The sequence below is a fragment of the Microcoleus sp. Pol7_B2 genome (assembly GCF_036701035.1).
GTDB lineage: Bacteria > Cyanobacteriota > Cyanobacteriia > Cyanobacteriales > Microcoleaceae > Microcoleus.
The window spans coordinates 1-24,055 of record NZ_JAUBQB010000075.1 but is presented as its reverse complement, the minus strand read 5'-3'; the positions used below and the strand labels follow the sequence as shown (position 1 = coordinate 24,055).

Annotated in this window: 24 protein-coding genes; 15 read left to right on the top strand and 9 right to left on the bottom strand. The window is 45.5% G+C overall.

The window, feature by feature from the left end:
• The first annotated feature begins 21 nt into the window (after positions 1–21).
• The 9 genes from QUA57_RS22695 to QUA57_RS22655 all read left to right on the top strand — a co-directional run bounded on the left by QUA57_RS22695 (position 22) and on the right by QUA57_RS22655 (position 9,775).
• Entirely contained in the window at positions 22–1,281 is a 1,260-nt protein-coding gene (locus tag QUA57_RS22695) for a transposase (RefSeq protein ID WP_333063709.1), read from the top strand.
• 225 nt (positions 1,282–1,506) lie between these two features.
• Positions 1,507–2,157: a DUF3386 domain-containing protein gene (locus QUA57_RS22690; protein ID WP_333038699.1), complete on the top strand. Its 651-nt coding sequence runs from the start codon at positions 1,507–1,509 to the stop codon at positions 2,155–2,157.
• A 279-nt stretch (positions 2,158–2,436) separates the two neighbouring features.
• Entirely contained in the window at positions 2,437–2,673 is a 237-nt protein-coding gene (locus tag QUA57_RS22685; protein ID WP_006632519.1) for a NifU family protein, read from the top strand.
• Between the two features lie 172 nt (positions 2,674–2,845).
• The gene (locus QUA57_RS22680; RefSeq protein WP_333063710.1) at positions 2,846–5,092 is read left to right on the top strand and encodes a glycoside hydrolase; all 2,247 of its coding nucleotides are present in this window, start codon (positions 2,846–2,848) and stop codon (positions 5,090–5,092) included.
• A gap of 364 nt (positions 5,093–5,456) precedes the next feature.
• Complete coding sequence (locus QUA57_RS22675; protein WP_333063712.1) at positions 5,457–8,024, top strand: PAS domain S-box protein; 2,568 nt, start codon at positions 5,457–5,459, stop codon at positions 8,022–8,024.
• 11 nt (positions 8,025–8,035) lie between these two features.
• Positions 8,036–8,200 carry a hypothetical protein gene (locus QUA57_RS22670; protein ID WP_333063713.1) on the top strand — a complete coding sequence of 55 codons (165 nt, stop codon included), beginning with the start codon at positions 8,036–8,038 and terminating at the stop codon, positions 8,198–8,200.
• 182 nt (positions 8,201–8,382) lie between these two features.
• Entirely contained in the window at positions 8,383–8,775 is a 393-nt protein-coding gene (locus tag QUA57_RS22665; protein WP_190655560.1) for a response regulator, read from the top strand.
• A gap of 462 nt (positions 8,776–9,237) precedes the next feature.
• The gene (locus QUA57_RS22660; RefSeq protein WP_190655558.1) at positions 9,238–9,456 is read left to right on the top strand and encodes a hypothetical protein; all 219 of its coding nucleotides are present in this window, start codon (positions 9,238–9,240) and stop codon (positions 9,454–9,456) included.
• Between the two features lie 106 nt (positions 9,457–9,562).
• Positions 9,563–9,775, top strand: coding sequence for a hypothetical protein (locus tag QUA57_RS22655; protein WP_333063714.1), 213 nt, complete (start codon positions 9,563–9,565; stop codon positions 9,773–9,775).
• Positions 9,776–9,965: 190 nt separating this feature from the next.
• Here QUA57_RS22655 and QUA57_RS22650 read toward each other — a convergent pair whose 3' ends face one another.
• Positions 9,966–10,109, bottom strand: a complete 144-nt coding sequence (locus QUA57_RS22650; RefSeq protein WP_015176459.1) for a chlorophyll a/b-binding protein — start codon at positions 10,107–10,109, stop codon at positions 9,966–9,968.
• 673 nt (positions 10,110–10,782) lie between these two features.
• Here QUA57_RS22650 and QUA57_RS22645 point away from each other — a divergent pair.
• The 3 genes from QUA57_RS22645 (at position 10,783) to QUA57_RS22635 (ending at position 13,259) form a co-directional block, all read left to right on the top strand.
• Entirely contained in the window at positions 10,783–11,571 is a 789-nt protein-coding gene (locus tag QUA57_RS22645; RefSeq protein WP_333063715.1) for an NYN domain-containing protein, read from the top strand.
• A gap of 326 nt (positions 11,572–11,897) precedes the next feature.
• The gene (gene rnc, locus QUA57_RS22640; protein WP_333063717.1) at positions 11,898–12,611 is read left to right on the top strand and encodes a ribonuclease III; all 714 of its coding nucleotides are present in this window, start codon (positions 11,898–11,900) and stop codon (positions 12,609–12,611) included.
• Between the two features lie 219 nt (positions 12,612–12,830).
• A complete protein-coding gene (locus tag QUA57_RS22635) occupies positions 12,831–13,259 on the top strand; it encodes a DUF1824 family protein (RefSeq protein ID WP_333063718.1) in 429 nt (142 codons plus the stop codon).
• A 242-nt stretch (positions 13,260–13,501) separates the two neighbouring features.
• Here the strand turns inward: QUA57_RS22635 and glgA are convergent, their stop codons facing one another.
• The 8 genes from glgA to QUA57_RS22595 form a co-directional block, all read right to left on the bottom strand.
• Positions 13,502–14,929, bottom strand: a complete 1,428-nt coding sequence (gene glgA, locus QUA57_RS22630; protein WP_333063719.1) for a glycogen synthase GlgA — start codon at positions 14,927–14,929, stop codon at positions 13,502–13,504.
• Between the two features lie 41 nt (positions 14,930–14,970).
• Positions 14,971–15,141 carry a hypothetical protein gene (locus QUA57_RS22625; protein ID WP_333038722.1) on the bottom strand — a complete coding sequence of 57 codons (171 nt, stop codon included), beginning with the start codon at positions 15,139–15,141 and terminating at the stop codon, positions 14,971–14,973.
• Between the two features lie 209 nt (positions 15,142–15,350).
• Complete coding sequence (locus QUA57_RS22620) at positions 15,351–16,175, bottom strand: S1C family serine protease (protein WP_333063720.1); 825 nt, start codon at positions 16,173–16,175, stop codon at positions 15,351–15,353.
• Between the two features lie 357 nt (positions 16,176–16,532).
• Positions 16,533–17,504: a hydroxymethylbilane synthase gene (gene hemC / locus QUA57_RS22615; RefSeq protein ID WP_333063721.1), complete on the bottom strand. Its 972-nt coding sequence runs from the start codon at positions 17,502–17,504 to the stop codon at positions 16,533–16,535.
• A gap of 48 nt (positions 17,505–17,552) precedes the next feature.
• Positions 17,553–17,816, bottom strand: coding sequence for a hypothetical protein (locus tag QUA57_RS22610; RefSeq protein ID WP_333063722.1), 264 nt, complete (start codon positions 17,814–17,816; stop codon positions 17,553–17,555).
• Positions 17,817–18,589: 773 nt separating this feature from the next.
• Positions 18,590–18,826: a type II toxin-antitoxin system prevent-host-death family antitoxin gene (locus tag QUA57_RS22605; RefSeq protein ID WP_333063723.1), complete on the bottom strand. Its 237-nt coding sequence runs from the start codon at positions 18,824–18,826 to the stop codon at positions 18,590–18,592.
• Between the two features lie 283 nt (positions 18,827–19,109).
• A complete protein-coding gene (locus tag QUA57_RS22600; RefSeq protein ID WP_333063724.1) occupies positions 19,110–20,135 on the bottom strand; it encodes a hypothetical protein in 1,026 nt (341 codons plus the stop codon).
• Between the two features lie 145 nt (positions 20,136–20,280).
• On the bottom strand, positions 20,281–20,841 hold the full coding sequence (locus QUA57_RS22595; protein ID WP_333063725.1) for a hypothetical protein: 561 nt from the start codon (positions 20,839–20,841) through the stop codon (positions 20,281–20,283).
• A gap of 190 nt (positions 20,842–21,031) precedes the next feature.
• Here QUA57_RS22595 and QUA57_RS22590 point away from each other — a divergent pair, with 190 nt between their 5' ends.
• From QUA57_RS22590 to QUA57_RS22580, 3 genes are all read left to right on the top strand, one after another.
• Positions 21,032–22,117, top strand: a complete 1,086-nt coding sequence (locus QUA57_RS22590) for an RNA ligase (RefSeq protein ID WP_333063726.1) — start codon at positions 21,032–21,034, stop codon at positions 22,115–22,117.
• A 231-nt stretch (positions 22,118–22,348) separates the two neighbouring features.
• Positions 22,349–23,197 carry a phosphatase domain-containing protein gene (locus tag QUA57_RS22585; RefSeq protein ID WP_333063729.1) on the top strand — a complete coding sequence of 283 codons (849 nt, stop codon included), beginning with the start codon at positions 22,349–22,351 and terminating at the stop codon, positions 23,195–23,197.
• 91 nt (positions 23,198–23,288) lie between these two features.
• Entirely contained in the window at positions 23,289–23,879 is a 591-nt protein-coding gene (locus QUA57_RS22580; protein WP_333063730.1) for a Uma2 family endonuclease, read from the top strand.
• The last annotated feature ends 176 nt before the right edge of the window (positions 23,880–24,055 follow it).

Below are 24,055 nucleotides of genomic sequence, written 5' to 3'. Positions count from 1 at the left end.
TAAACACTGTATAATACTGGAATGCTGACAGTTACACACCGCTACCGAATCTATCCAGACTCCGCTCAAGAGCAACAACTCATTGAGTGGATGGAAATCTGTCGAGGCGGATTTAACTATGCACTGAGAGAGATAAAAGATTGGTGTGACAGTCGTAAGTGTCCGAGTGACAGATGCTCTCTGGAGAAAGAGTACATCATTTCTTCGGAGCTAAAGTTCCCAGGCGAAATTCAACAGCTTAACAACTTGCCGAAAGCTAAGAAAGAATTTCCCAAGTTGAGTGAGGTTCCTTCTCAAGTTCTCCAGCAAGCTATTAAGCAGTTGCATAGAGGGTGGGAATGTTTCCAGGAGAGAGGGTTCGGCTTCCCCAGATTCAAGAAGTATGGGCAGTTTAAGTCGTTGCTGTTTCCTCAATTTAAAGAGAATCCAGTGACGAATTTGCACCTTAAACTGCCCAAGACTGGGGCGATTCCCATCAACTTGCATCGACCTATCCCGACAGGGTTTGTGGTCAAACAAGTGCGAATCTTGAGGAAAGCCGATAAATGGTACGCATCTATTTCGCTGCAATGTGATGTCAACGTTCCCGACCCAACACCCTACGGTCATCCCATTGGAGTTGATATTGGGTTGGAGAAATTCTTGGCAACAAGTGACGGTGTTCTTGTAAAACCGCCAAAGTTCTTTAAACGTCTGCAAGGTAGGCTGAAAGTGCTGCAACGCAGACTGAAGAGAAAAAGTAAGCGGTCTAAAAACTACGAAAAACAACGCCTTAAAGTTGCCCGACTTCACCATCAAATTGACAACACGAGGAAAGACTTCCACTTCAAGCAAGCCCATGCCCTTTGTGATGTTGGTGATATGGTTTTCATGGAAGACTTGGATTACCGCATCAGTGCCAAAGGGATGTTTGGGAAGTATATGCTTGACGCTGCTTTTGGACAATTCAGAACCATCGTTAAGTATGTGTGCTGGAAGCGTGGGAAATTCTTTGCCGAAGTAGATGCTAGGGGGACTTCTCAAGAATGTCCTGAGTGTGGCGGGGAAGTCAAAAAAGACCTGAGTGTTAGAGTTCATAGCTGTCCTCACTGTGGATACACAACGAATAGAGATGTGGCAGCAGGTCAGAATATCAGAAACCGAGGGATATGCCTCATTAGTACCGTTGGACAGACGGGAATCGAAAGCGCCTGTGCAGCCGATCTACCGGGGACTGAGGCAACTCAGTCTAGGCAAGTGGCGAAATCTCGCAAGAGAACAACCAGGAAACCTAAGAAGTGATTCTTGGGAAGCCTACACCATAATCTTTGATTTGGTTTAGGAGGATGTCACTTTCAAATCATAGCAACCGATAAAGAAAGTAAATTCTGGTTGCGCCCTAATTGCCAGCCCAGCAGCACCCCCAACAAGTGATCGCCAGGAGTGCGGGTAACTCCCCTACCCAGCGAATGTGGGGCTTCTCGCGGTTAAGCTAAACTAGATGGGTGTCAAGAGAAAGAGGGATTTATGACAGAGCAAGCCAACGCTCGCGATTTGTTTCGCGCTGCTTACGAACACCGCTATACCTGGGATGCCAATTTTCCCGGTTACAGTGCCGATATTGAACTCAAACAGGGCGACGAAGTATATACGGGTCATGTTTCCATCAAACCCGACATGAGCGTGGAAGTCAGCGGCATTGAAGATGAGGAAGTGCAGCAAAGCGTCTACACCCAAATGCGCGATATTGTCACCCACCGCAAACGCTCGACATTTGAAAAATCTCACGGCAAAAATAGCTTTACCCTGGGCGAGAAGGACAGCACCGACGCTGTGGACATCTTGGTGCAAGGCGACTCAATGGGCTCGAATTATAAAATCCGAGGTCTCTCAATTTGTCAAGTCAGCCGGGTGATGGGCCGCATGGCTTTCGTAATTGACACACACAAAAGCTTAGAGACACCCGAAGGTTCTTTGGCGACTCACTACGATGCCGTTTTCCGCAACCCCCAAACAGACGAAATCATCAAAGAACTCGAATTTGAAGATACCTTTGAGAAGATAGGCGACTATTATGTCATGACAAAGCAAGTAGTTCGAGCAAAAGAAAAAGGTCAACTGACAACAACCGAGTTCAACTACTCCAACGTCAAACTGCTAGAACCAGCAGTAGTGTAACGCGATCGAAAACCCAATTTCTTAAATAAAAGGGTTTTTTTGGTTAACCTATCAGAATCAACTTGATTTGGCGGCAAGTAACGCTACGATCGAACGAGAGAGCTAATTGGGATCGAGCATCAGCGTGACAGAAACCGGGTTTACTGCCGCGGGCTCACCTGAGTGCCTAAGTCTTTTATCAAAAAACCCGGTTTCTTAAATCCCGCGCGGGTTGAGAATGCTGTCCTTGAGTCAAATCGAACTTTCATCAACTGCAAGAAATCATCACAGAGGCGAAATATGACACTAGCACTAACCAGAGATAACGTCGAAACAGTTCTCGATGAAATGCGCCCCTACCTGATATCCGACGGTGGCAACGTCGAACTCGTAGAAATTGACGGCCCAGTGGTACACCTGAGACTACAAGGAGCTTGTGGCTCTTGCCCGAGCTCCACAATGACTCTGAGAATGGGCATTGAACGTCGCCTGCGCGAGGCTATCCCAGAAATTGCCGAAGTCGAACAGGTAATGTAATTAGTCAGTTGGCAATTGGTAGTTGGCAGTTGACGGTTGACGGTTGACTGTTGACTGTTGACGGTTGACTGTTGACTGTTGACTGTTGCCAATTACCAAATTTAATTGCTAATTACCAATTACCAAATTTAATTACCAATTACCAATTACCAATTACCAATTACTAAATTCAATGTCTCACCCCCTTTATGTAGCCTTCATTTGGCACCAACACCAACCGCTCTACAAATCCAGAGTATCAGCTAGCGCAGGAGCAGCTCAGTACCGACTGCCTTGGGTGCGTTTGCATGGAGTCAAAGACTACTTGGATTTAGTGCTAATGCTGGCAAAATATCCCAACCTGCATCAAACCGTAAACTTGGTTCCATCCTTGATTTTGCAGATAGAAGACTGCATCGCAGACAGAGCATTAGACCCTTACTTGGCGGTGACATTAAAGCCAGCAGAAACTTTAAATATCGAAGAACAAGAGTTCATTTTAGAACACTTCTTTGACGCCAATTACCACACTCTAATTCAGCCACACCCCCGCTACGCTCAACTCTACACTCAGCGGCAGGAAAAAGGCATTCAGTGGTGTTTGGCCAACTGGAAATTGCAGGATTTTAGCGACTTGCTGGCGTGGCACAACTTAGCTTGGATTGACCCGCTGTTTTGGGACGACCCCGATATTGCAGGGTGGCTGAAACAAGGACAAAATTTTAGTTTGGTAGACCGAAAAAACATCTACTCAAAACAAAAAGAAATCCTCGCTCGCATCATTCCCCAGCACCGTAAAATGCAAGCTGAGGGACAGTTGGAAGTCTCCACAACCCCCTACACGCACCCGATTTTACCGCTGCTTGCCGACACTAATGGCGGCCGCATAGCTATTCCAAACATGACGCTGCCACAACACAGGTTTCAGTGGGAAGAAGATATTCCCCGACACCTGAGAAAAGCCTGGGAAATGTATGAAGATCGGTTTGATTGCCAACCGCGCGGTTTGTGGCCGTCGGAACAAGCAGTCAGCCCGGAAATTTTGCCCTACATTGCCAAACAAGGCTTTAAATGGATAGTCTCGGACGAAGCAGTATTGGGGTGGACAATTAAACACTTTTTCAACCGCGACGCGACAGGGAATGTCTACGAACCAGAATTCTTATATCGCCCTTACCGTTTAGAAACTCCTGACGGTGATTTAGCTATAGTATTTAGAGACCACAGATTGTCCGACTTGATCGGGTTTACCTACGGTTCGATGGAGCCGGAAAAAGCAGCATCAGATTTAGTGGGACACTTAGAAGCGATCGGCAGAACTCTCAAACACCGACAACCCGACGGTCAAACAGCTTTAGAAAATCCCTGGTTAGTTACGATCGCCCTAGACGGCGAAAATTGCTGGGAATTCTATCCCCAAGACGGCAAACCGTTCTTAGAATCCCTCTATCAAACTCTCAGCGACAATCCAGATATCAAATTAGTCACAGTCTCGGAATTTCTCGACAAATTCCCAGCAACCGAAACAATTCCCGCAGCCCAACTGCACACCGGTTCCTGGGTGGACGGCTCCCTCACAACTTGGATCGGCGATCCCGCGAAAAATCGCGCTTGGGACATATTAGGGCCCGCCAGACAAATGCTGGCAAACCATCCAGAGGCCACAGAAGAAACCAACCCAGAAGCTTGGGAAGCGCTTTACGCTGCCGAAGGTTCCGACTGGTTCTGGTGGTTTGGCGAAGGCCACACATCGAACCAAGATGCCATGTTCGACCAGCTATTTCGGGAACACGTAGCGGGAATTTACGAAGCTCTCGGCGAGCCCGTACCCCCGGAAGTGCGGCGACAAGTAGAGGTGCACGAGGTTCAAGGCGACCACCTGCCGCTGAGCTTTATTCACCCGGTGATTGACGGTATCGGCAACGAACAGGATTGGGACAAAGCCGGCCGGATTGAAGTTGGGGGAGCAAGAGGTACGATGCACCGGAGCTCGGCAATTCAGCGGCTTTGGTACGGGGTTGACCACTTGAATTTTTACATTCGTGCCGACTTCAAGGTAGGGGTGCGGCCGGGAATTGATTGCCCGCAGCAGTTAAATTTGTTCTGGTTTTATCCCGATCGCACCATGCACAACAGTTTGATTCCGCTGTCGGGTTTGCCTGACGAAGCACCGCTAAACTATAGATACCACCATCAGTTAGAGATTAATTTGCTGACAAAATCGATTTGGTTTCAGGAAGCAGAAGAGGGCGATGAGTGGCAGCCCCGCATTAGCCGCGCCCAAGTGGGAGTGGATAAATGTTTGGAGGTAGCAGTGCCCTGGGCAGATTTGCAGATTATGCCCGACTGGCAGGTGAGGCTGATTGCGGTTTTATCGGAAGGGGCGACTTATTCTAGCTGTATGCCGGAAGATGCTTTTATTCAGATCGGAATGCCGTAAAAAGCCCTTAGTCATCAGTCATTAGTCATTAGTCGGTAGGGGCGGGTTTCACCAGCTTTCATAGAACTGACAACCCAAATAAATATAAACCCGCCCCCTGAATTAGTCATTAGTCATTAGTCATTTTTTGAACCAACAAACAATTAAATGCTTATCAAATTTTATTAAATTGGGGATTCTACTCTGGCTACCTAATGCCTTGATAATTCCGATCACGTCCGGTCGATCTAAGGCTATAAAATTTGTTGGTAGGGAGGGCTTCATTCCTCATAAAAAAGAGGACTTAATTCTTGACTACACAACATAATATAATGGTTAATTTACCGGACATCATATCATTAGTCATGGGGAAATTAACAAACTAATGAGCCGCATTTTACTCTTGGTCGATCGCCACCAACAACTTAATTTGCCGATCGCCCACCTCAACACCGAGCATGAGGTGATTGTACTCGATCGCGCTTTAAATCCCAACTCCGACTTTCCCATTCCCCAAATCGCTTTCGACTTGTGCATTCTCGACGAGGCAAATTTTGATCGCATCCGGCCGCTGGTAGAATTATTAAAAACTGCCGCCGAGCCGATTTTTTTACCGTTCTTGCTTGTTAGTCAATCCCAAACGCCTGCTATTGCTGAGCAGCCATTTTCGCAGCAGGCAAAACAACTCGAACCCAGAATAGACGATTTGATAGTAAGTCCCGTCGAACTCACCCAACTGCATTTGCGGGTAGAGAATTTGTTGGCCCGCAGGTGGCAGTCGTTAGAACTCCACAGACTTCAGGAAGTAATTAAAGAACAGACTTTTACAGAAAGTTTGTTAAAGGACTCGTTGCAAAAGGCAAACGAAAACCTGCAACGGGAAATCGCCAAGCGGGCGGAGGTAGAAACGGCACTGCGAGAAAACTCCTATCTCAACTCGCTGATCAATGCCATGCCAGATATTGTCTGCTTCAAAGATGGCGAGGGCAGGTGGCTGGAGGCAAATCAAGCGATTTTGGAAGTGTTCGACCTAGAAAAAATAGACTACCGCGGCCTCAAAGATTCTCAACTAGGAGAACTCAGCAGTTTTTACCGCGAGGCACTACAGGCGTGCGAGGTGACCGATAGAGAAGCGTGGGAAAAAGGTGAGCTTTCTAGGGGAGAAGAAGTGATTCTCCGCTCAAACGGTACTGTGAAAATCTACGACGTGATTAAAGTACCCGTATTTCACCCCGACGGCAGACGCAAAACTATAGTGATTTTGGGTCGCGACATTACCGAACACAAGCAAACTAGAGACGAACTCGTGCGCTTGGCGTCGATTGTCGAGTCTTCCGACGACGGCATCGTCGGCAAAACCCTCGCCGGGACAATTCAGAGCTGGAACTCAGGAGCTGAGAAGATTTACGGCTACTGTGCTGCGGAAATCAAGGGCCAGTCGATCGAGATTTTAGCCATACCCGAACGCCCCAAGGAAATGCCCCAAATTCTGGAAAATATTAGGGCTGGAGCCAGCATAGACCATTACGAAACCGTACACTTGCGGAAAGACGGTCAACAGATAGATGTGTCCCTGACGATTTCTCCGATTAAAGACGCGACTGGAGCGGTAACGGGCGTTTCGACAATCTCTCGCGACATAAGCGACAGCAAGCGAGTCGAAAAAGCCTTTGAACAACTCCGCCACCAAACAGAAATGATTTTGTTCTCGGCAGGAGAAGGAATTTGCGGATTGAACAAAGAGGGAAAAGTAACTTTTGTCAATCCTGCGGCGGTGAGAATGGCTGGGTGCGAATCGAAGCAATTGATCGATCGACCACTCTATGAAAGCTTACACCGTGCACAGGAAGAATGCTCAAGGGCGATCAAGCAACTGTCACCTGCAACAGACATCAATTCAGGGTCGGAACTTGTCCCACACTGCGCCGCACCGCAGGCGGGCAAACTGCTGCCGAACCGGGTAAGTTCTCAAATTTTAGCCACCTTGGAAGACGGAGAGGCGCGGCGCGTCACCGATGAGATTTTTTGGCGGCGAGACGGCAGCAGTTTTCCGGTTGAGTACGTTGTCGCTCCGATGCGAGAAGAAGGCGAAATTATTGGAGCTGTGGTGACTTTTAAAGATATCACCGATCGGCTTGCCGTCGAGCGCATGAAAGATGAATTCATCTCTGTTGTCAGCCACGAACTGCGGACACCCATGACCTCAATTCACGGCGCCCTGGGCCTCCTCAACAGCGGCCTGCTGGACGCTTACCCCCAGAAAGCTAAGCGGATGCTGGAGATTGCTGTCACTAACACTGACCGTTTGGTGCGCTTGGTCAACGACATCCTAGATTTAGAACGGATGGAGTCGAGTTACAGCACTGCCGTCAAACAAACTTGCAATGTGGCTGAGCTGATGTTGCAGGCGGCTGACGAGATGCAAGGAATGGCTCAGCAGGCGGGAATTACTCTGTCGGTGAAGCCTGTAGGGGCGCAATTGCAAGCTGTTCCCGATCGGCTAATTCAAGCCTTGACAAATTTACTCAGTAATGCTATAAAATTTTCTCCCTCCGGCGCTACGGTTTGGCTGAGCGGGGAGTTGACCCACAATCCGGATTTGGCAGAAAAAGCAGCCCACAAGTCGGTGTCGTCTCCGTCTTTGTTGTCTCCTGAGCCTGCCGCCGCGCCTCCGCACTTGCCAGGGACGAGCTCGTGGTACATCGTGATTGCTGTGAAAGACCAAGGGCGGGGTATTCCGCCAGACAAACTGGAGATGGTCTTTGAACGCTTTCAACAAGTTGATGCTTCAGATTCTCGCCAGAAGGGAGGTACTGGTTTGGGGCTGGCTATTTGTCGCAGTATTGTGCAGCAGCACGGGGGGCGGATGTGGGTGGAGAGTGTTGTGGGGGAGGGCAGCAGTTTTTTCTTAAGTCTGCCACTTCTCAGGGAGGGGCTGGCAACTGAAAGTTAATTACTACCCAGGTGTACCCAAAGTTACTGATTTTGTGCAGATTGTTCGATCGAGTCATCGACAAACAATCTCAGCCTTTTCTGGAGTTTGGGGACAGCAGGCAAAAAGCGCGATTTGAGGTGGAAAAGCGGCTTTTTTGGGTGGGATATTTTACAGCAACCGCGCCAGACGGTTAGGATGTTCTTAGTTGAAATCCTGCCGCTCGATGGCAACTTCGGTCTTCCTTGTTCCTTCTTTCTTCAACATCTGCTATACAGTTTTGAAAATTTACTGTAAAGTCTGATCGGCTAAAATAATTTGCTTTACAAAATATTCACATTTCGCCTCTAATCTGTGATCAGTTCTCATTTCTAAAAAAATGTTAATTTTGACTGCCAAGCGCATCTTGGTTATTGACGATGCGGAAGATATTCGGGAAGTAGCTCAAGTCAGTCTTGAACTGGTGGGGGGCTGGGAAGTCCTGACAGCGAGTTCGGGCCGCGAGGGGGTTGCTAAGGCTCTTGCCGAACAGCCTGATGCTATTCTATTGGACGTGATGATGCCCGACCAAGACGGGCCTACTACTTTTCTACAGTTACAAGCTAATAAGGCTACGCAGCACATTCCGGTAATTTTATTGACAGCTAAGGCTCTGGCTGGGGACAGGCGGATGTTCGCTGATTTGGGGGTGGTGAGCGTGATTGCTAAGCCTTTTGAACCGATGTTTTTGGCGGCTCAGGTCGCTGAGGCTTTGGGCTGGGAGCAAGAATAGATCGATCGCGCGCCTTGAATTGTGCAGCTTTTCAAGCAGTAGTTTTGCAGGCAAAGAGAGTTAAAAAAACTTGGTTTCTTTGGTATGGTTCCTTAGATAGAATCGGGGCGATTGGACAGGATATATGTAGCGATTTAGGCCCCGTACCTTTCGTCCTGTCAGCTTAAGACTCAAAACCTCAGTCCGGTATCAGTTTCAACCCTGTCGGTCTTGGGGTGAAATTGATACCAATTAGGGATGCCTAAATCCCTATTGGTAGTGCGTTCATTTAACCTGATTCGGCCTCAACCATGAGCTCAGTATTCCTACTGATTTATCGGGAAAATATAAGCTGGCAGGATTATTTTACTTTTTGTAACAACTCACTCGTCTTCATAAGTTCTTCAGGTTTTAGTTTTATGTTTAAGCAGAACGTCAGGGATCGCTCCTGACTGTTGGCAGACACATTGGGAGAACACGACTATGCCCTCAGCTTACATTTTGCTACTAATAGTTTCTCTGGCAGCAGTCTGGGTTTATTGGCAAACCTCTCAAGATATTTTTGTTCTTGTGGCTTGGGCCGGGCTGGGTTGTTTTATTTGGGGTTTCTCTTGGGCTCCTTGGAGCGTTCAGCTTTTGATTGTGGTGTTACTGTTGGGCCTCCAAAAGTGCTACTTGCGCGACGCTCAAAGCTGTGAGTGAAAGAGATTTTTTATTTTTGTGCCTGGAATTGAGATGTGCAGGCCTTCGTGAATCTCTCTAATGATTGGGTTATCGCTCCATATCTTCAAAAAAGGTTTAAAATATCATGAATAGTTGCCCTTGTTGCTCCTCTAAATTGCTCCGCCACGCTCGCCACAATCGCGTTTATTGGTTCTGCTCGCACTGCTGGCAGGAAATGCCCGATCTGGCGGAGATGATTTTAGGTAACAGCACGCGGAGTCACAAACGCGACGGTTTGGTGAAGATGGCGACTTTGACTCCTAAATTGAGGATTTTGGATTCTGCAGAAATTGCTTAGTTTGCTGGAGTTAGTCTCGCGATAAATATTGAGACGGAAAAGATTTTTGTTTGTGCTATCTGTGGGATTTTTGGATAAAAAATGCAAAAGCCCCCTCCGTGTGAAGTGAAGGGGACTTATTAGCGGGGGGGCTTTTGCACTTATTATGGGGTTAATCGCCTGAATTTCAGCTATTGTGCAGTTAAGCTGATTACATCAAACCGATTTGAGAGAGAATGCCTTGACCGGTGAGGAATTCGGTAGCTAGACCGATAACGAAGCCCAACATTGCCAAACGGCCGTTCCAGGTTTCAGCAAACTCAGTGAAGCCAACTTTTGCGTCTTTGTTTTCCATGACCAGAAACCTCGTTTAATTTCAACCTTATGTAACTAAACTTAACACAGCAGTACAAAGTTTGCAACATATTTTTACATTTACTGTTCAAATGCCGGAGATAAGCCACTAATCTAGCGTGAATTAGCAGAGAATGACGGACTATTTACGCTATATCTAGCGTTTTTGTGTAATTCTTGTGCAAGTAGAGATTAGCAGGGGTATTTGTGTCAGATAAACTCAAAAAATTAAATTAGATTACCCCTTGACATCTAAGAGTTAAAGTGCCAGTATCAAAACAATACAGCTCAGATAGACACCCGCATTCAAAAGCAAAGAGTGTTGGTTAAGTCGTCTCAGCGGTAGGATGTGCAGATTTCGGGTAAGCGTCCTAAAGCCCCGTTGATATAGACATTCAAGTTAATGTCGTTTCAACTGGAATAAATAGGTCAGTTGGCACGACATTTGTTTGAATTTCTATATCAACGGGTTTTTAGGACGCCTGTCCGAAATCTGCATATCCTATCGCTGAGACGCTAACCAAGCAAGTACACACTAAATTAATAGTGTGTAAGTCAAGAGTTTTGTTAAATGGGAAATGTCCCTCTTGAGCAAACTCAAAAACAATACTTCTTTGGTTAGATGCTTAATTTATTGATGCTGTCCTGCAAACCTAGTTTTAGGACACATAACAATGAAGAAAAATCATTCAGCAATTGGCAAACAAACCAAGCAGTCTCAGGCTTTAGTTTCTATTTACGTCGATCTTCAGAATGCAAACTCTATTAAACATCTAGGTAGTCTATTGCTAGAATTTGCCAAATTTCAGGGAAGCTTAATTGACGCAAAAGTCTACTACAATTCACTCTGTCCCGATCAAGTCTCTGCAAAAGACAAGCTACAAAACGTTGGTTTTAAATGTATCGATGTTCCCTGTCCTCTAAAAAATAGTGCAGATAATCAATTGATAGCTGACTGTCTTGAGGATATTGACAGCAATCAGTCTCCCGATACAGTTATCCTTTTATCAGGAGATCGGGACTTTATCAAATTGGTTCGCAACCTGCAAAAATTGGACAAAAAAGTTATAGTCTTTGCTGATCAAGGTCAGATCAAACAAAGGCTGAAAGAACTTGTGGGTAGTGACTTCCACTTTCTGGATGAATTGCCTAGCTTGGTAGCGTCCAAGACTCAGCAGCAGATAGAAAATATTCAGTGTCAACTCACTTACAGTGAGGCAGTTGAGTATTTAATTGAAGCTGTCAAAACAGCATTAAGTAAAGGGAAGCGCGCAGGATTAGGTTTCATTAACAGCCTAATGTGTCAGCTTTTTCCCAAGTATCAGGGAGTAACTTCTGTCAAACATCAGGGGAAAACTTTTTCACGCTTTAGCGAGTTTGTTGAGACTGCTGTCAAGGATGGAAAAATCCGATTTCAGGATCAGCAATTGTTTGTAATAGAAGCAGATAAATTATCTGCTTGAAGCAACACAGCCCGCCAGGGAATGAATTCCCTGTCTAATAGCTAAAGTCGCTTAAAACCGACTGACATACAGTAAAAAAAACACCATCTTCAGTCCTCTTCAGAGGACTTTAGCTATGAGCCAGGGGTTAAAAACCCTGGCGGAATGGCGGACTAACAGACTAATAGTAGAACACCCAGACATCTGTTAAAATTCACCTAGCCGCAGATAGCAAAAATCCAGTTTATTTGATAAACTAGATTCTCCAAACCAAGCGCCATCTGCGACTATTTCATGTTCACCTAATAACACCCAAATCCAAAAATAATAACCATTACAAAACTTCTATGCCATTAATTAATGCAACACAAGAGATAGAAATAACCATTCCCGAATTCCACCATGAAAAACTGCTGCGCCAAGCGCTCACCCACCGTTCCTACGTCAACGAAAACCCCACATTCCGCGAAGAAGACAACGAACGCTTAGAATTTCTCGGCGATGCTTTGCTGACTTTTCTCAGCGGCGAATATCTCTATCAGCGTCATCCAGAAATGGGAGAAGACCAACTGACTCGTCGGCGTTCTGCATTAGTAGATGAAAAACAATTAGCTAGATTTGCTACTGAAATAGGTTTAGACTTAAAAATGCGGCTGGGAAAAGGAGCTTATCGAGAAGGTGGGATTACTAATCCAAATTTGCTCAGCAGCACTTTTGAAGCATTTATTGGCGCTTACTATCTCGATACACAAGATATGGACAAAGTTAGCCAGTTTGTGTGGCAAATGTTTGATTCTGTTCCCGAAAATGTGGTCGAAACTCGATCAACTGTAGACTCGAAAAATCGCTTTCAAGAATGGGTACAAGCCAATGGTGACACGACTCCCCCCAAATATGTGACAGTCCAAGCAGGAGGCACACCCCACAAGCCGGAATTTCTCGCTAAAGTTTATGTCGCAGAGAAACTCTATGGAGAAGGTAAAGGCAAAAGCAAAAAAGATGCTGAGAAAAATGCGGCCGAAGATGCGCTAGCAAAGCTGAAAAAACGCGGACTGATCTAAACTTGAAAACATCCGTCAAAACTACTAGCTTTTTTGTGCGATACGGGCGTTGGCGAAGCCCTCGAAGACGATCGCCCGAATTGATTGCCAGAGCACACAATGGGCTATAATCAGGACTTGTGCAAGTGTTACCGCCGTCGATCGAGGGTTGTAATGGCAGAAATTCGTTAACGAGTACCTTAGTGTCGATCATAATTTTGGGAAATATCAGAGCAATTCATGTCTACTCACAACCCCACTACCCTAACTGTTGAAGAAGCACAGCAAATCCTCAAAGATTTCACTTGTCGGGATATGCAATCTGTAGCATCGCCGCTGGAAAAAAAGGCACTCCGTCAAGCGATTTTGCTGGTAGCAAGTTTGTCGGATTATCAAATGTTGGGAGTGTGCGCTTCTTCGACGGATGAGGGGTTTTTAGCTTTAGAAGCTTATTTAAAAGCTTTGGGATATCAAACTGTTTTAGATCCCAATGCTGTCTCGACTTTTGCTGGTTCGGTTTATATTAAGTTCAATACTTTGAAGGGGTCGTATTATGTTGACGGCTATCCCGGAACTTACCGGGGCGTTTTGATTTCTTGTCAATCTTCCTCAGAAGATGGAGTTAGTGGAACTTACGGTCATTTACCTCTCGATTTATTTGTTGATTAATTGTTCAGTAGTCAGTAGTCAGTAGTCAGTAATCAGTAGTCAGTAGTCAGTTGATCGATTAAATTGAATCAAAAACCGACTGAAAGCATCCAGGATACAAGCCACCGGACTCATCCGTGGGGTCAATGCTTCAATGTAAAATCTAAAATCGATTGACTGATGCACCTTACTAAGCTGTAGGGTGCGTCAGCCAGCCCTTCGATTCAGTTGAATCAAACACCGACTGACGCACCTTACTAAAATTAACCCTTACCAACGATCAATTCTGCCTCTGGTGCCGGTGCGGTTTCTTCCGGCGGCAGTCCCAAAATATCGCTGTACAAGTTGACGTATTTCCGGGCCGAAATATCCCAGCTAAAATCTTCTCTCATGCCGCGCTGTTGCAGTTCTCTCCACTTATCTTTGTAGCGGAAACCTTCCCAAGTTCTGATCATGCAGGTGAACAAGTCGAGGGGTTCGTAGCGATCGAAACAGTAACCTGTACCGGTATTGTCGATCGGGTTGTTGTGGGAAACGGTATCGACTAAACCGCCGGTGCGGCGAACCATTGGCACGCACCCGTAGCGGAGGGCGAGCATTTGGCTGATGCCGCAGGGCTCGAAACGGCTGGGCATCAGGAAGCTGTCGCAGCCTGCGTAAACGCGCCGGGAGAGGGCCTCGTTGTAAAGTAGTTGGGTGGACATCCTACCGGGATAGCGGGCTGTCATTTGCCAGAGTTGGGTTTCGTAGTAGCGATCGCCCGTTCCGAGTACAATAAATTGAGCATCGGTATAGGCCATGAACAGATCGAGCATTTGAATTATCAAATCCAATCCCTTCTGTTCTACCAGCCTTGTCACCATGCCGATCAAAAAGGCATTTTTATTTACTTCCAAACCGACTTCTTCTTGCAGCGCAATTTTATTAGCGGGGCGCTTTTCAATAGTATCAGCACTAAATTGTTGATGGAGGTACTTGTCAGTTGCTGGATTGTAAGATTCTGTATCAATTCCATTCAAAATGCCCGATACTTTACCGCCGAGGTAAGAGAGCAAACCTTCCAAAGTTTCCCCATAAGCTGGCGTTTTGATTTGCTCGGCGTAAGTCGGTGAAACTGTATTTACTCGATCGGCAAACTGTACTGCGGCAGCCATTGTATTGTGACCTTGCATATACCAAGGACACCAAGTCATCTGCTCCAAACGCCAGCGCCACGGCCCTTGATAAGCTAAATTGTGAATAGTAAAAACTGTGCTGATATCTGGGTCTTGGCTCATCCAAACAGGTATCATCCCCGTATGCCAGTCGTGACAGTGGATAATTTGGGGCTTCCAATGATTCCAGGCAAATTCAGCCGCAGCATTGGCAAAGAAAGTGAACCTCCAATCTTCATCTAAACCGCCGTAAACGCGGCGCGGCAAGAAAGATGGATGTTGCATTAAGTATAAAGGTACATCGGTTCCCGGCAAAACAGTTTCAAACACCGAGAAGCTTTGGAACATGGCCGCCCCCTCCCAAACAGGTTTTTTGGGAACATCCATTTTGTCGGGAACGAAACCGTAGTAGGGCATGAAGATGCGGACATCGTGGCCCATGCGCCGCAGAAATTTCGGCAAAGCGCCGACGACATCGCCCATACCGCCCACTTTGGCGAGGGGTGCTGCTTCGGCGGATACAAATAAAATACGCATTATTTTTTTGTGTTCCTTGAGATTGTTAGTCTAGATTAAGTTTAAAGGGCGAGCGGCACAATATTAACGCGCCTGCCAAAAACAAGTATAAATCTCAGTTGCTGTAGCGATCGCAGTTTACTCAAGAAGGCGATCGCCCTTTTTCCATCTGCGTCGCTGTGCGGTGAAAAAAATAGCGATCGCCGGGACTCCCCTCCCGCGACAATTTTCACGTTCTAATCAAATTTATATGTCACTTTCTGAATAACGGTAAACATAAAAAATGGTATGCTGTTTGAGATTTTTTACGCATTAGTAAAACTGAAGGCAAAGGCATCAGTAATGTAATTCAGTATGTAATTAAGGAAATAGCGATCGCCTTTTCCATCCCCTCTCATAAAAAGGGCGATCGCCCGAATGACATATTAGGGATAACTCCTGACTAATTCTGAGAATTGTCCTCAAAGGTCTCCTCAAATCCCGCTAGAAAATCATCCAAAGCTTCCGAGGCGATCGCCAAATTAATATTATCAGCATCTTCCCATCCCCACGTGTTCACCCCAACCACTTGACCGGCCATATTAATCAGTGGGCCGCCGGAATTTCCAGGATTAATCGCCGCATCAGTTTGCAACACCTTCACCTCACCAACATCATCTTCTTCCTCGCCTTCTTCATATTCCTCGGGTTCGCGAATTGCACTCACAATACCTTGAGTTACAGTTGAAGCAAACTGCCCCAAAGGATTGCCGACGGCAATTACTCTATCTCCCACTTTCACATCAAAAGACAACTCTAGGGGAGGATATTCTTGGGGAGAGTCCACTTGTTCCCCTGTGTTCGGGTCGAAGGTAAAATCGCTAATTAAGAGTAAGGCTAAATCTTCTTCGGCATTACCAGTAAATACCACCTCTGCCAATCTCAATTTTCCATCGTTAGTTTCGACTAAAACCTGTTCGATTTCATCTTCTTCATAGAAGTAATCTTGATCGGCAATGTCTTCTACAACGTGATAGTTCGTTACAATTATGTCCGGCGATACAAAGAACCCGCTTCCTGAAGAAATCTCTTCTTCTGTATCCCAATCCATGACGTAAATTGAAACTAAGGACGGCAAGACTTGCTCGACTACATCCGAAAAACTTCCGGCTTGAGTTTTGAACTCTTTCAATTGCTTCTGCAAAGCTTGTTGGTCTGCCTGCATTTTGCTATAGAGTTGCTGAACCTTTTTCAATTCCAGCTTTAATTGAATTTCTCTAGCGCTCATATTTGGCTTTTACCTGAAATAAATTGCTGATTAATTTTCGATGTTTGATTGTAGATTGTGGATGGGGATGTTAAGAATTATAGGACTCACGAAAAAAAACCGGTTTTTACCATAAATCTTGGGCTATACAGCGAGACTTACATCAGAAACCGGGTTGCTTAACACCCGTGCGGAGCGTCCTAAATTAGTCAGATATTTTTGAAATCTATCGCGCAAGTCCTACTTAAAATCCCATCAAAAATCTACAATCAGACTGCTACTCTACCTGTTTTGCCAAAGCAAACCGCCTGTTATTTTTATTTTACCAAAGGCGATATATCGCGTCTAAAAGCCTTGACAAAGAGATGCCGATCGCCTTTAGGAACCGCGCTGAACTTGGACAAATATTTCCTCCAAAATTTCACTAGCTCCCTGTTTGCGCAAGCGGTGAGCGAGGTCAATTCCGATCATTTCAGCAGTCTCGGCGGCGCCGGAAACGCTATCTTTGACGAATCGCTGGCCGTCGAGACTCGATACCATTCCGGTTAAGGTTAATTGACCGTTTTCTATTTTGGTATTGACGCCGATCGGCACTTGACAGCCACCTTCTAATTCCCGCAGAAATGCGCGTTCTGCATAACATCTTTGGGCCGTTTCCGAGTGTTCGAGAGCTTTAATCAGGGCCATGATTTCTGTATCTCCAGCGCGGCATTCGATGCCCAAAGCACCTTGTCCGACGGCGTGAAGGGAGATATCAGCAGGGATAATTTGGTGGATGCGATCGCCCATTCCCAATCTTTCGAGGCCGGCAACTGCTAAAATAATCGCGTCATAACCGCCCTCATCTAATTTAGCGAGTCTAGTATTGAGATTGCCGCGAATATCTTTAAATTCAAAATGAGGGAAATGGTGCCGCAGTTGAGCTAGGCGCCGCAGGGAAGAAGTGCCGATTACTGCACCTTTTGGGAGGGTGTCGAGTTGCTTGTCTTTGTGCTTGGAGTGAACTACCAAGGCGTCAGCGGGATTTTCCCGTTCAGTGACGCATCCTAAAATTAAACCTTCGGGCAAATTGGTAGGCAAATCTTTGAGGGAATGAACGGCAAAGTCCGTTTCATTGTTAATCATCCCCGTTTCTAATTCTTTGGTGAAAAGTCCTTTATCGCCAATTTTAGCGAGGGCGACATCAAGAATTATGTCCCCTTGGGTGGACATGGTGTGGACTTCAAAAGTGTGTTCCGGGAAGTGTTTCTGTAGCTGTTCTTGCACCCAGTGGGTTTGCACGAGAGCGAGTTGGCTTTTGCGGGAACCGATGCGAACGGTTCGGGAAGGGGCAGATGTGGTTGGGGACATAAGATCGATCGGAGGATAGCTTGAAATCAGCCAATATATTCACCTGATCTAGCGTACCGCAGGTGGGGACTTTAATTGCTGGTTGGGATAATTCGGGCGATAAAATAGAAATACCAGGTTTTGACCGCCTGTGTGAAAAAAGGATGCAACGGTAGGCAAGCTCCAAACCTTTACATAATAAGCCATTGCCAATCTAAAATCTAAAATCTCAAGTCGAAAATGGTATGACTGCCAGTAGCAGTGAGTCTTGATGATGTTTCCCATCCAGCATTGGGCGTCGCTGGCATGGGGGCGATCGAGATTCCGAAGCAAAGGCTGCCAGCGATGTAAGATTTACCTAGGGTCGAGCCGGAGGAACCTGGTTGACATGAGGAGTTAGCTTAGCTGCAGCGAGAAAGAATTAGCTCAAAGGTTGCGAGATTTGGGGAGAGAAATGTAGTTGTGAGGGGAAAAGGGCGATGGGATTTATTTTTAGCAGCTTCGTTGACTAAAGGTCGATCAAACTTTTAGCCCTCAGCTACGGCAATTAATAACTGAACTTCAATTCCTAAAGTCCGAGCACTGCCAGCCAAAGCTTCATCGCCAGTCACCAACAGCAACTGATTAGAACTTGCTACTGCTAAATGCAGTGCATCTAAGAGGATGTTTTAAAAGTCGGCGAAGGTATAATTTAGCCCTTCTGATTGGGCTTAGCTGAGACGATAAATCAAGGTTTGGGCCCCTACTTAGATGTTTCTTTGTGCCCACTATGAGGTAAAACGACGCTTTTAAAACATCCTCTAAGGTACGCAACGGTACTTCAAAACGGCTAATCCAATCGCGAGCTAAATTGTAATGAATAGGCTCTAACTGGATGCGAGTATAAAAATCATTGTCCAAGTCTGCCTGAAACTGTCTTGCTATTTGTCTTGCCCTTTCCTGAGAAATTTCTCTCATTCGCACTCTGCGAGACAGTGCGGAAAAAAATTCTACCTCAACTAGCTGGCTCAACCCTCGTTCAGTCTCAGTCCTCAGTAACTGCTGAGATGCTTCGCTGAGACGTTCTGGCCAGTAATTGGGAGCAATTACGCTAGTATCCAAGTAAATCAATAGCGTTCCTCCTGTCGCAGCCTAATGACTGTTGCACTCAGGGGTTCACCCTTTACTTGAATAGAGTCTCGGAATCTCTTGAGTTCAGCTAACCGCTGCTCCTTCGTGAGCGGCGGGACTACGCGAGCTACTACTTTACCTTCGTGTACGATCGTCACTTCTTCTCCTTTGGCCACCTTTTCCAAGATGGCTTGCAGACTCTGCTTGGCTTCTTCAACGCTAATCGCAGGCATCTCATTAGTTTTTTAGGTACTTTTTAAGTGTACAGCAACAGGATATTTAATGCGAAAAAGGGCGATTCCCTATCCTTCGGGAACCCCTGCGGGAAGATAGCTTCGCTGGCGCGTACCTTTTCCATTTCTAACCAAAATTTAAGAGGATGTTTTAAAAGTCGGCGAAGGTATAATTTAGCCCTTCTGATTGGGCTTAGCTGAGACGATAAATCAAGGTTTGGGCCCCTACTTAGATGTTTCTTTGTGCCCACTATGAGGTAAAACGACGCTTTTAAAACATCCTCTAACGTTGCCCTGCTTGAAGTGCAGAATTTGCTATCTGGACAACTTCTTGCTGCCTTGCGTTTTTCCTTGTGACTCGGTACAGCACCCCCAGCCTTTGCCACTCAACAAAAGCAGTGCAGTAAGCACCGCAATTATTGAAATAAATCCCTCTGAATCCGCCCGCCAATTCAACGCTTCTGTAAGTATCCTGCGGCAATTGCGAAGGAGGCGAAAACGGTTCATTTCTTTTAGCTTCTATGGTGCCGAAATAACAGGCTCCGGCGCGGCATCCTTTGCCTAAATACATTCCCACAATGTAACCGTGGGCTCCCGCTTGCACATCAAAATCAACTTGCTGAGTGTTAGATAAAGGAAGTATGCTCGGCAGAAAAACAGGCACTCGCGTTTTGCCTTTGATTTGCCTAGAAATGTTACTCGCAGGAAAAATACTGTTAGCTTGGTTTGCTGACTGATCGGGGATGGGGGGCAACTTTTGCACAAAATCCCTCCACTGCACAACTCTATTTTTAGCAATGTTAAAAGTGGGAATAGAGTATTTTTCTAGCGCAAAAGAAGGGCGACCGTTTGTCAGGTTGAAGTTGCGGCGAATCACTGTAATTTCGGGTTTTCCTAAGCCGTAAGCTGTGGCTATGGAACGGGCGAGATTGCAGCTAATTTTGAAGCGTCCCATCTCAATACTGCCATTTTCCGCTTGATAAGACCAATTGTAACCCTCAGAACCGCGATCGCGATCGCACAGAAAATGAGAAATCTCAAACATCTTGGCAATATGAACATCGTACAACCGCAACTTGCGGCTGCCGGCAGATTTTGCAGTGTTGCGATCGGGCACAATAAATTGTATCGGTTGCCACCTATCTTCAGGGGAATAATTAAACCAGCGGATTTCTGTAATCGGGAGTTCAGTCCTTGCTAACGCTGAGTTTGGTGTCAAAGGTGCGTGAAGCGAAGCTATCCCGAAGGGAATCGTAAAAGCAGTCACCACACAAGCAAAAATCGCTGTAAATAGCCATCTTCCCCTCATCCTGATTTCCCCCGAAGTAGGTAAGCGAAAAAAAATATAGCATCTTGTAAGGGGCGAGTGCGAGTTAAGATATATCATACAATAACGGTAAGGTGCGCCCTTACGCACCCTACATATAGAAGTTGTGCCTCCCCGACTGCCAAACTTAACGCTTCCCAGCTTGAATAGCAGAATTTCCTATTAAAATTAAATCAGATTCTCGTCCGTTCTTAATGGCTACAGTATACATAAAACCCTGAGTTTTCCACTCAAGAGTTGCTGTGCAGTAAGCGCCGCAACCGTTATGAAAAACTCCTTTCACTCCGCCCGCAAGCTTGACATTTTTTAACGTCTTAGTTACCCCTTCTAGTTTTGTAGTAAACTCCCCGCCTTTTTGACCTTGAATTGACCCAAAAGTGCAAACAGTCGTACCGCCGCAATCGGGTTTATACTCGATTGAAATACTATAGCTGTTTGCTTGTGCTGTAGTTGGATAGTACATTTTTTGCGAAACCGGAACCTTGCTGGGAATAAAAATAGGCACTTGCGTTTTGCCTTTTAACTTTCGCAAAACTTCATGTACTGGAAACGCAGTGCCTCCTTGAGCAATTTGTGTTGTTCCCGATTGTCGCTGCGACAAGTGCGAAGATCCAAAAACAACCGATAGAGGTACTAAAGCAGTTAATACACCAGCAGAAGTAGCCAAAAGTAATAATTTCTTCTTCACGATTTTTTCCCTTAATATTCCAAGAGTTTAGTTGGGCGGCGAACCGCATTCACTTATGTACAACCATAATTCAAAATACCAAATTAACACTCGCTTTTCCGGGAGAAATGTTTTTTGACTATTTTGACAAGGTTGCCAGAATATGAAGTCATCTATAATATATAGAAGGCGAGCAATTTAGGAGTCGATTGTGAAACTGCAAGAGTATTTGCGCCAGCACGGATTGGAAAATTTGTCCGAAACTTATCATATCAAAGTTACCCGCCACCGCCAATATCCCGATTTAGTCTGTCTGAAATACTCGCAGATAGAATCTCCCCTAGGCGAAAAGATAGTCCAGCAGTGCCGAGGCATTATTTTAGATTCATCTCAAGATTGGCAGATAGTTTCTTATCCCTACGACAAATTTTTTAATTACGGAGAAATTCACGCCGCTGCAATTGATTGGAGAAATGCCAAAGTTTATCAAAAACTAGACGGTTCTCTAACTGTACTGTATTTTTACAAAGGAGAATGGAGGGTACAATCTAGCGGCACTCCCGACGCGGCCGGCGAAGTTAATGGTTTTGGGTTCAGCTTTGCCGAACTTTTTTGGAAAGTCTGGCAAGAATTGGGATATCAATTGCCACAAGAAACCGACCAGTGTTTTATATTTGAGTTGATGACGCCTTACAATAGAATAGTTGTCCAGCAACAAAACAATCAAATCGTGTTGCACGGGGTTCGCAACACTCAAACGCTGGTAGAAACAGACCCAAGTCTTTGGACCAATAAATACGGCTGGGAATTGGTCGCTTCCTATCCTTTAACTAGCTGGAAAGAAGTTATTGAAGCGGCTCAACATTTAGATCCGATGGATTCGGAAGGGTATATTATCTGTGACGCTAACTTCAACAGAGTTAAAGTTAAGTCTCCGCAATATGTGGCGATTTCCCATCTGCGCGAAGGGTTTTCGACCCGCCGCCTGATAGAAATTGTTTTAACTAATGAAGGAGAAGAGTTTTTAGCTTATTTTCCTGAGTGGAGTGGATTGTATCAAAAAGTTAAGGACAAATATCAATCTTTGGTTGAAGAAATCGAGGAAGCTTACCGACAGCACGAACATATCGAAGTTCAGAAAGATTTTGCATTAGCTGTGAAACATTTGCCGTATTCCGGGATTTTGTTTTCTTTGCGGGCCCGAAGAGTGGCGGGAGTGAAAGAAGCTCTCCGTGATGTTACTATTCATAAAATAGAAGAGTTATTGGGTTTAGATTACATCCATTTAGGTTTGTAGAAGAAGGAAGGCACAACACGGATACACGGATTAATGATCGAGCGTGAGGCAGATGTTGAAGGAAGAGGGAAGAGGGAAGTTCGGCAACGGATTATGTAACGGATGTAACGGATGTAACGGATGGAATGAAGAGGTAAGTATTTAAACAATACTCAATGCCCTATGCCCTATGCCCTATGCCCTATGCCCTATGCCCTATGCCCTATGCCCAATTACCAATTACCAATTGCCATGAAAAGAGTTATTGTACTTGTCGGTTTACCTGCTTCGGGAAAATCTCAATTTGCTAGGGAATTACTGCTGTCGGAACCTGCAAAGTGGGTGCGTAGCAATAAAGATTTGCTCAGAGAAATGGCTCACGCTTCTCATTGGTCGCCGGCGAATGAAAAGTTTATTGTGAAGTTGAGAGATACGATTATTTTGATGGCTTTGGAAAGTGGCAAACACGTCATTGTTGATGATACTAATTTTGGCCCTCACATCGAGCATATTAAGGAGTTGGTTAAAGGTAAAGCTGTTGTGGAAGTTAATGATTCTTTTCTCCAAGTTCCGGTAGAGGAATGTATTAAACGGGATTTGAAAAGACTTAATTCGGTGGGCAAAGATGTGATTATGAAGATGTACAATAAGTACGTGCGTGTTCCCGTTGCGCCGCCGGAATATAACCCGGATTTGCCGGATGCAATTATTGTCGATATGGACGGTACGCTGGCACTTCTCAATGGCAGAAATCCTTTTGATGCTTCTACGTGCGATCGCGATTTGCCCAATCAGCCAGTTTTAGATACCGTTCGCAAGTGGCAGTCCAGCGTTAATATCATTGTAGTGTCGGGCCGGACGGATGATTGTCAGCCTCAAACTGAAAAATGGTTGCAGCAGTACGAGGTTAATTATGCCAGTCTTTATATGCGGAAAACCGGAGATATGAGGAAGGATTCGATTATTAAAGAGGAGTTCTATCGGCTACATATTGAAGGGAAATATAATGTTAAGTTTGTGTTGGACGATCGCCAGCAAGTTGTTGATATGTGGAGAGGCTTGGGATTGACGGTATTCCAAGTAGATGAAGGGGATTTTTAAGGCAGGGTTTGTTGGTGGGGGCGATCGCAACTTCCAACCCTTGTCCCACCCCTAATGCTAGAATCAAAGTAACATTGCAAAAAATTTTGTTATGAGATCCATTCCCGAAGCGCCCCAAAAAATGACCGTTGAGGAATATCTCGAATGGGAAGCTCAACAAGAGATTCGCCACGAATATGTCAACGGCGAAGTTTTTGCCATGACGGGCAGTACAATTCCTCATAACGATCTTGCACTCAACTTTTACAGGAACTTGTACCCACATCTGCGTTCCAGAGGCTGTCGAATCAACGTGTCAGACGTAAAATTGCAAGTCAGTTCTCAAAGCCGTTACTACTACCCCGATGTGATAGTCAGTTGCGACCCTCAAGACCTCAATTCCCGCACATTCATTCAGAATCCTAAAATAATTGTCGAAGTTCTTTCACCCAGTACAAGTGCTAAAGATAGGGATGAAAAATTTACTTGTTACCTGAAGATTCCGACTTTGCAAGAGTATATCTTGATTGATTCACAAAAGATTTTTGTTGAGCGTTACTGTCGGGGAGAGGGGAGAATGTGGCTTTACTATTCTTACACTGCTGGAGAGATTGTAACTTTATCAAGTATTGGGTTTGATTTGCCGATCGCACTTTTGTATGAAGGTGTTGGATTGGAAACAGAAACAGAAACAGAAGGATAGAAACGAACCTAATTTTGCAGCTTTTTTATGAACAGGCAAGATGCCTGTTCCACAGAGAGTGAATTTTATTTTGTGGTGGGCTTAGACGCCGCCCATAAAACAATACGGTTCAGTTAAGAGCTATGCAGTGCTTAAAACAATAAATACAGGAGGATTCATTATTATTCCAGTACCTC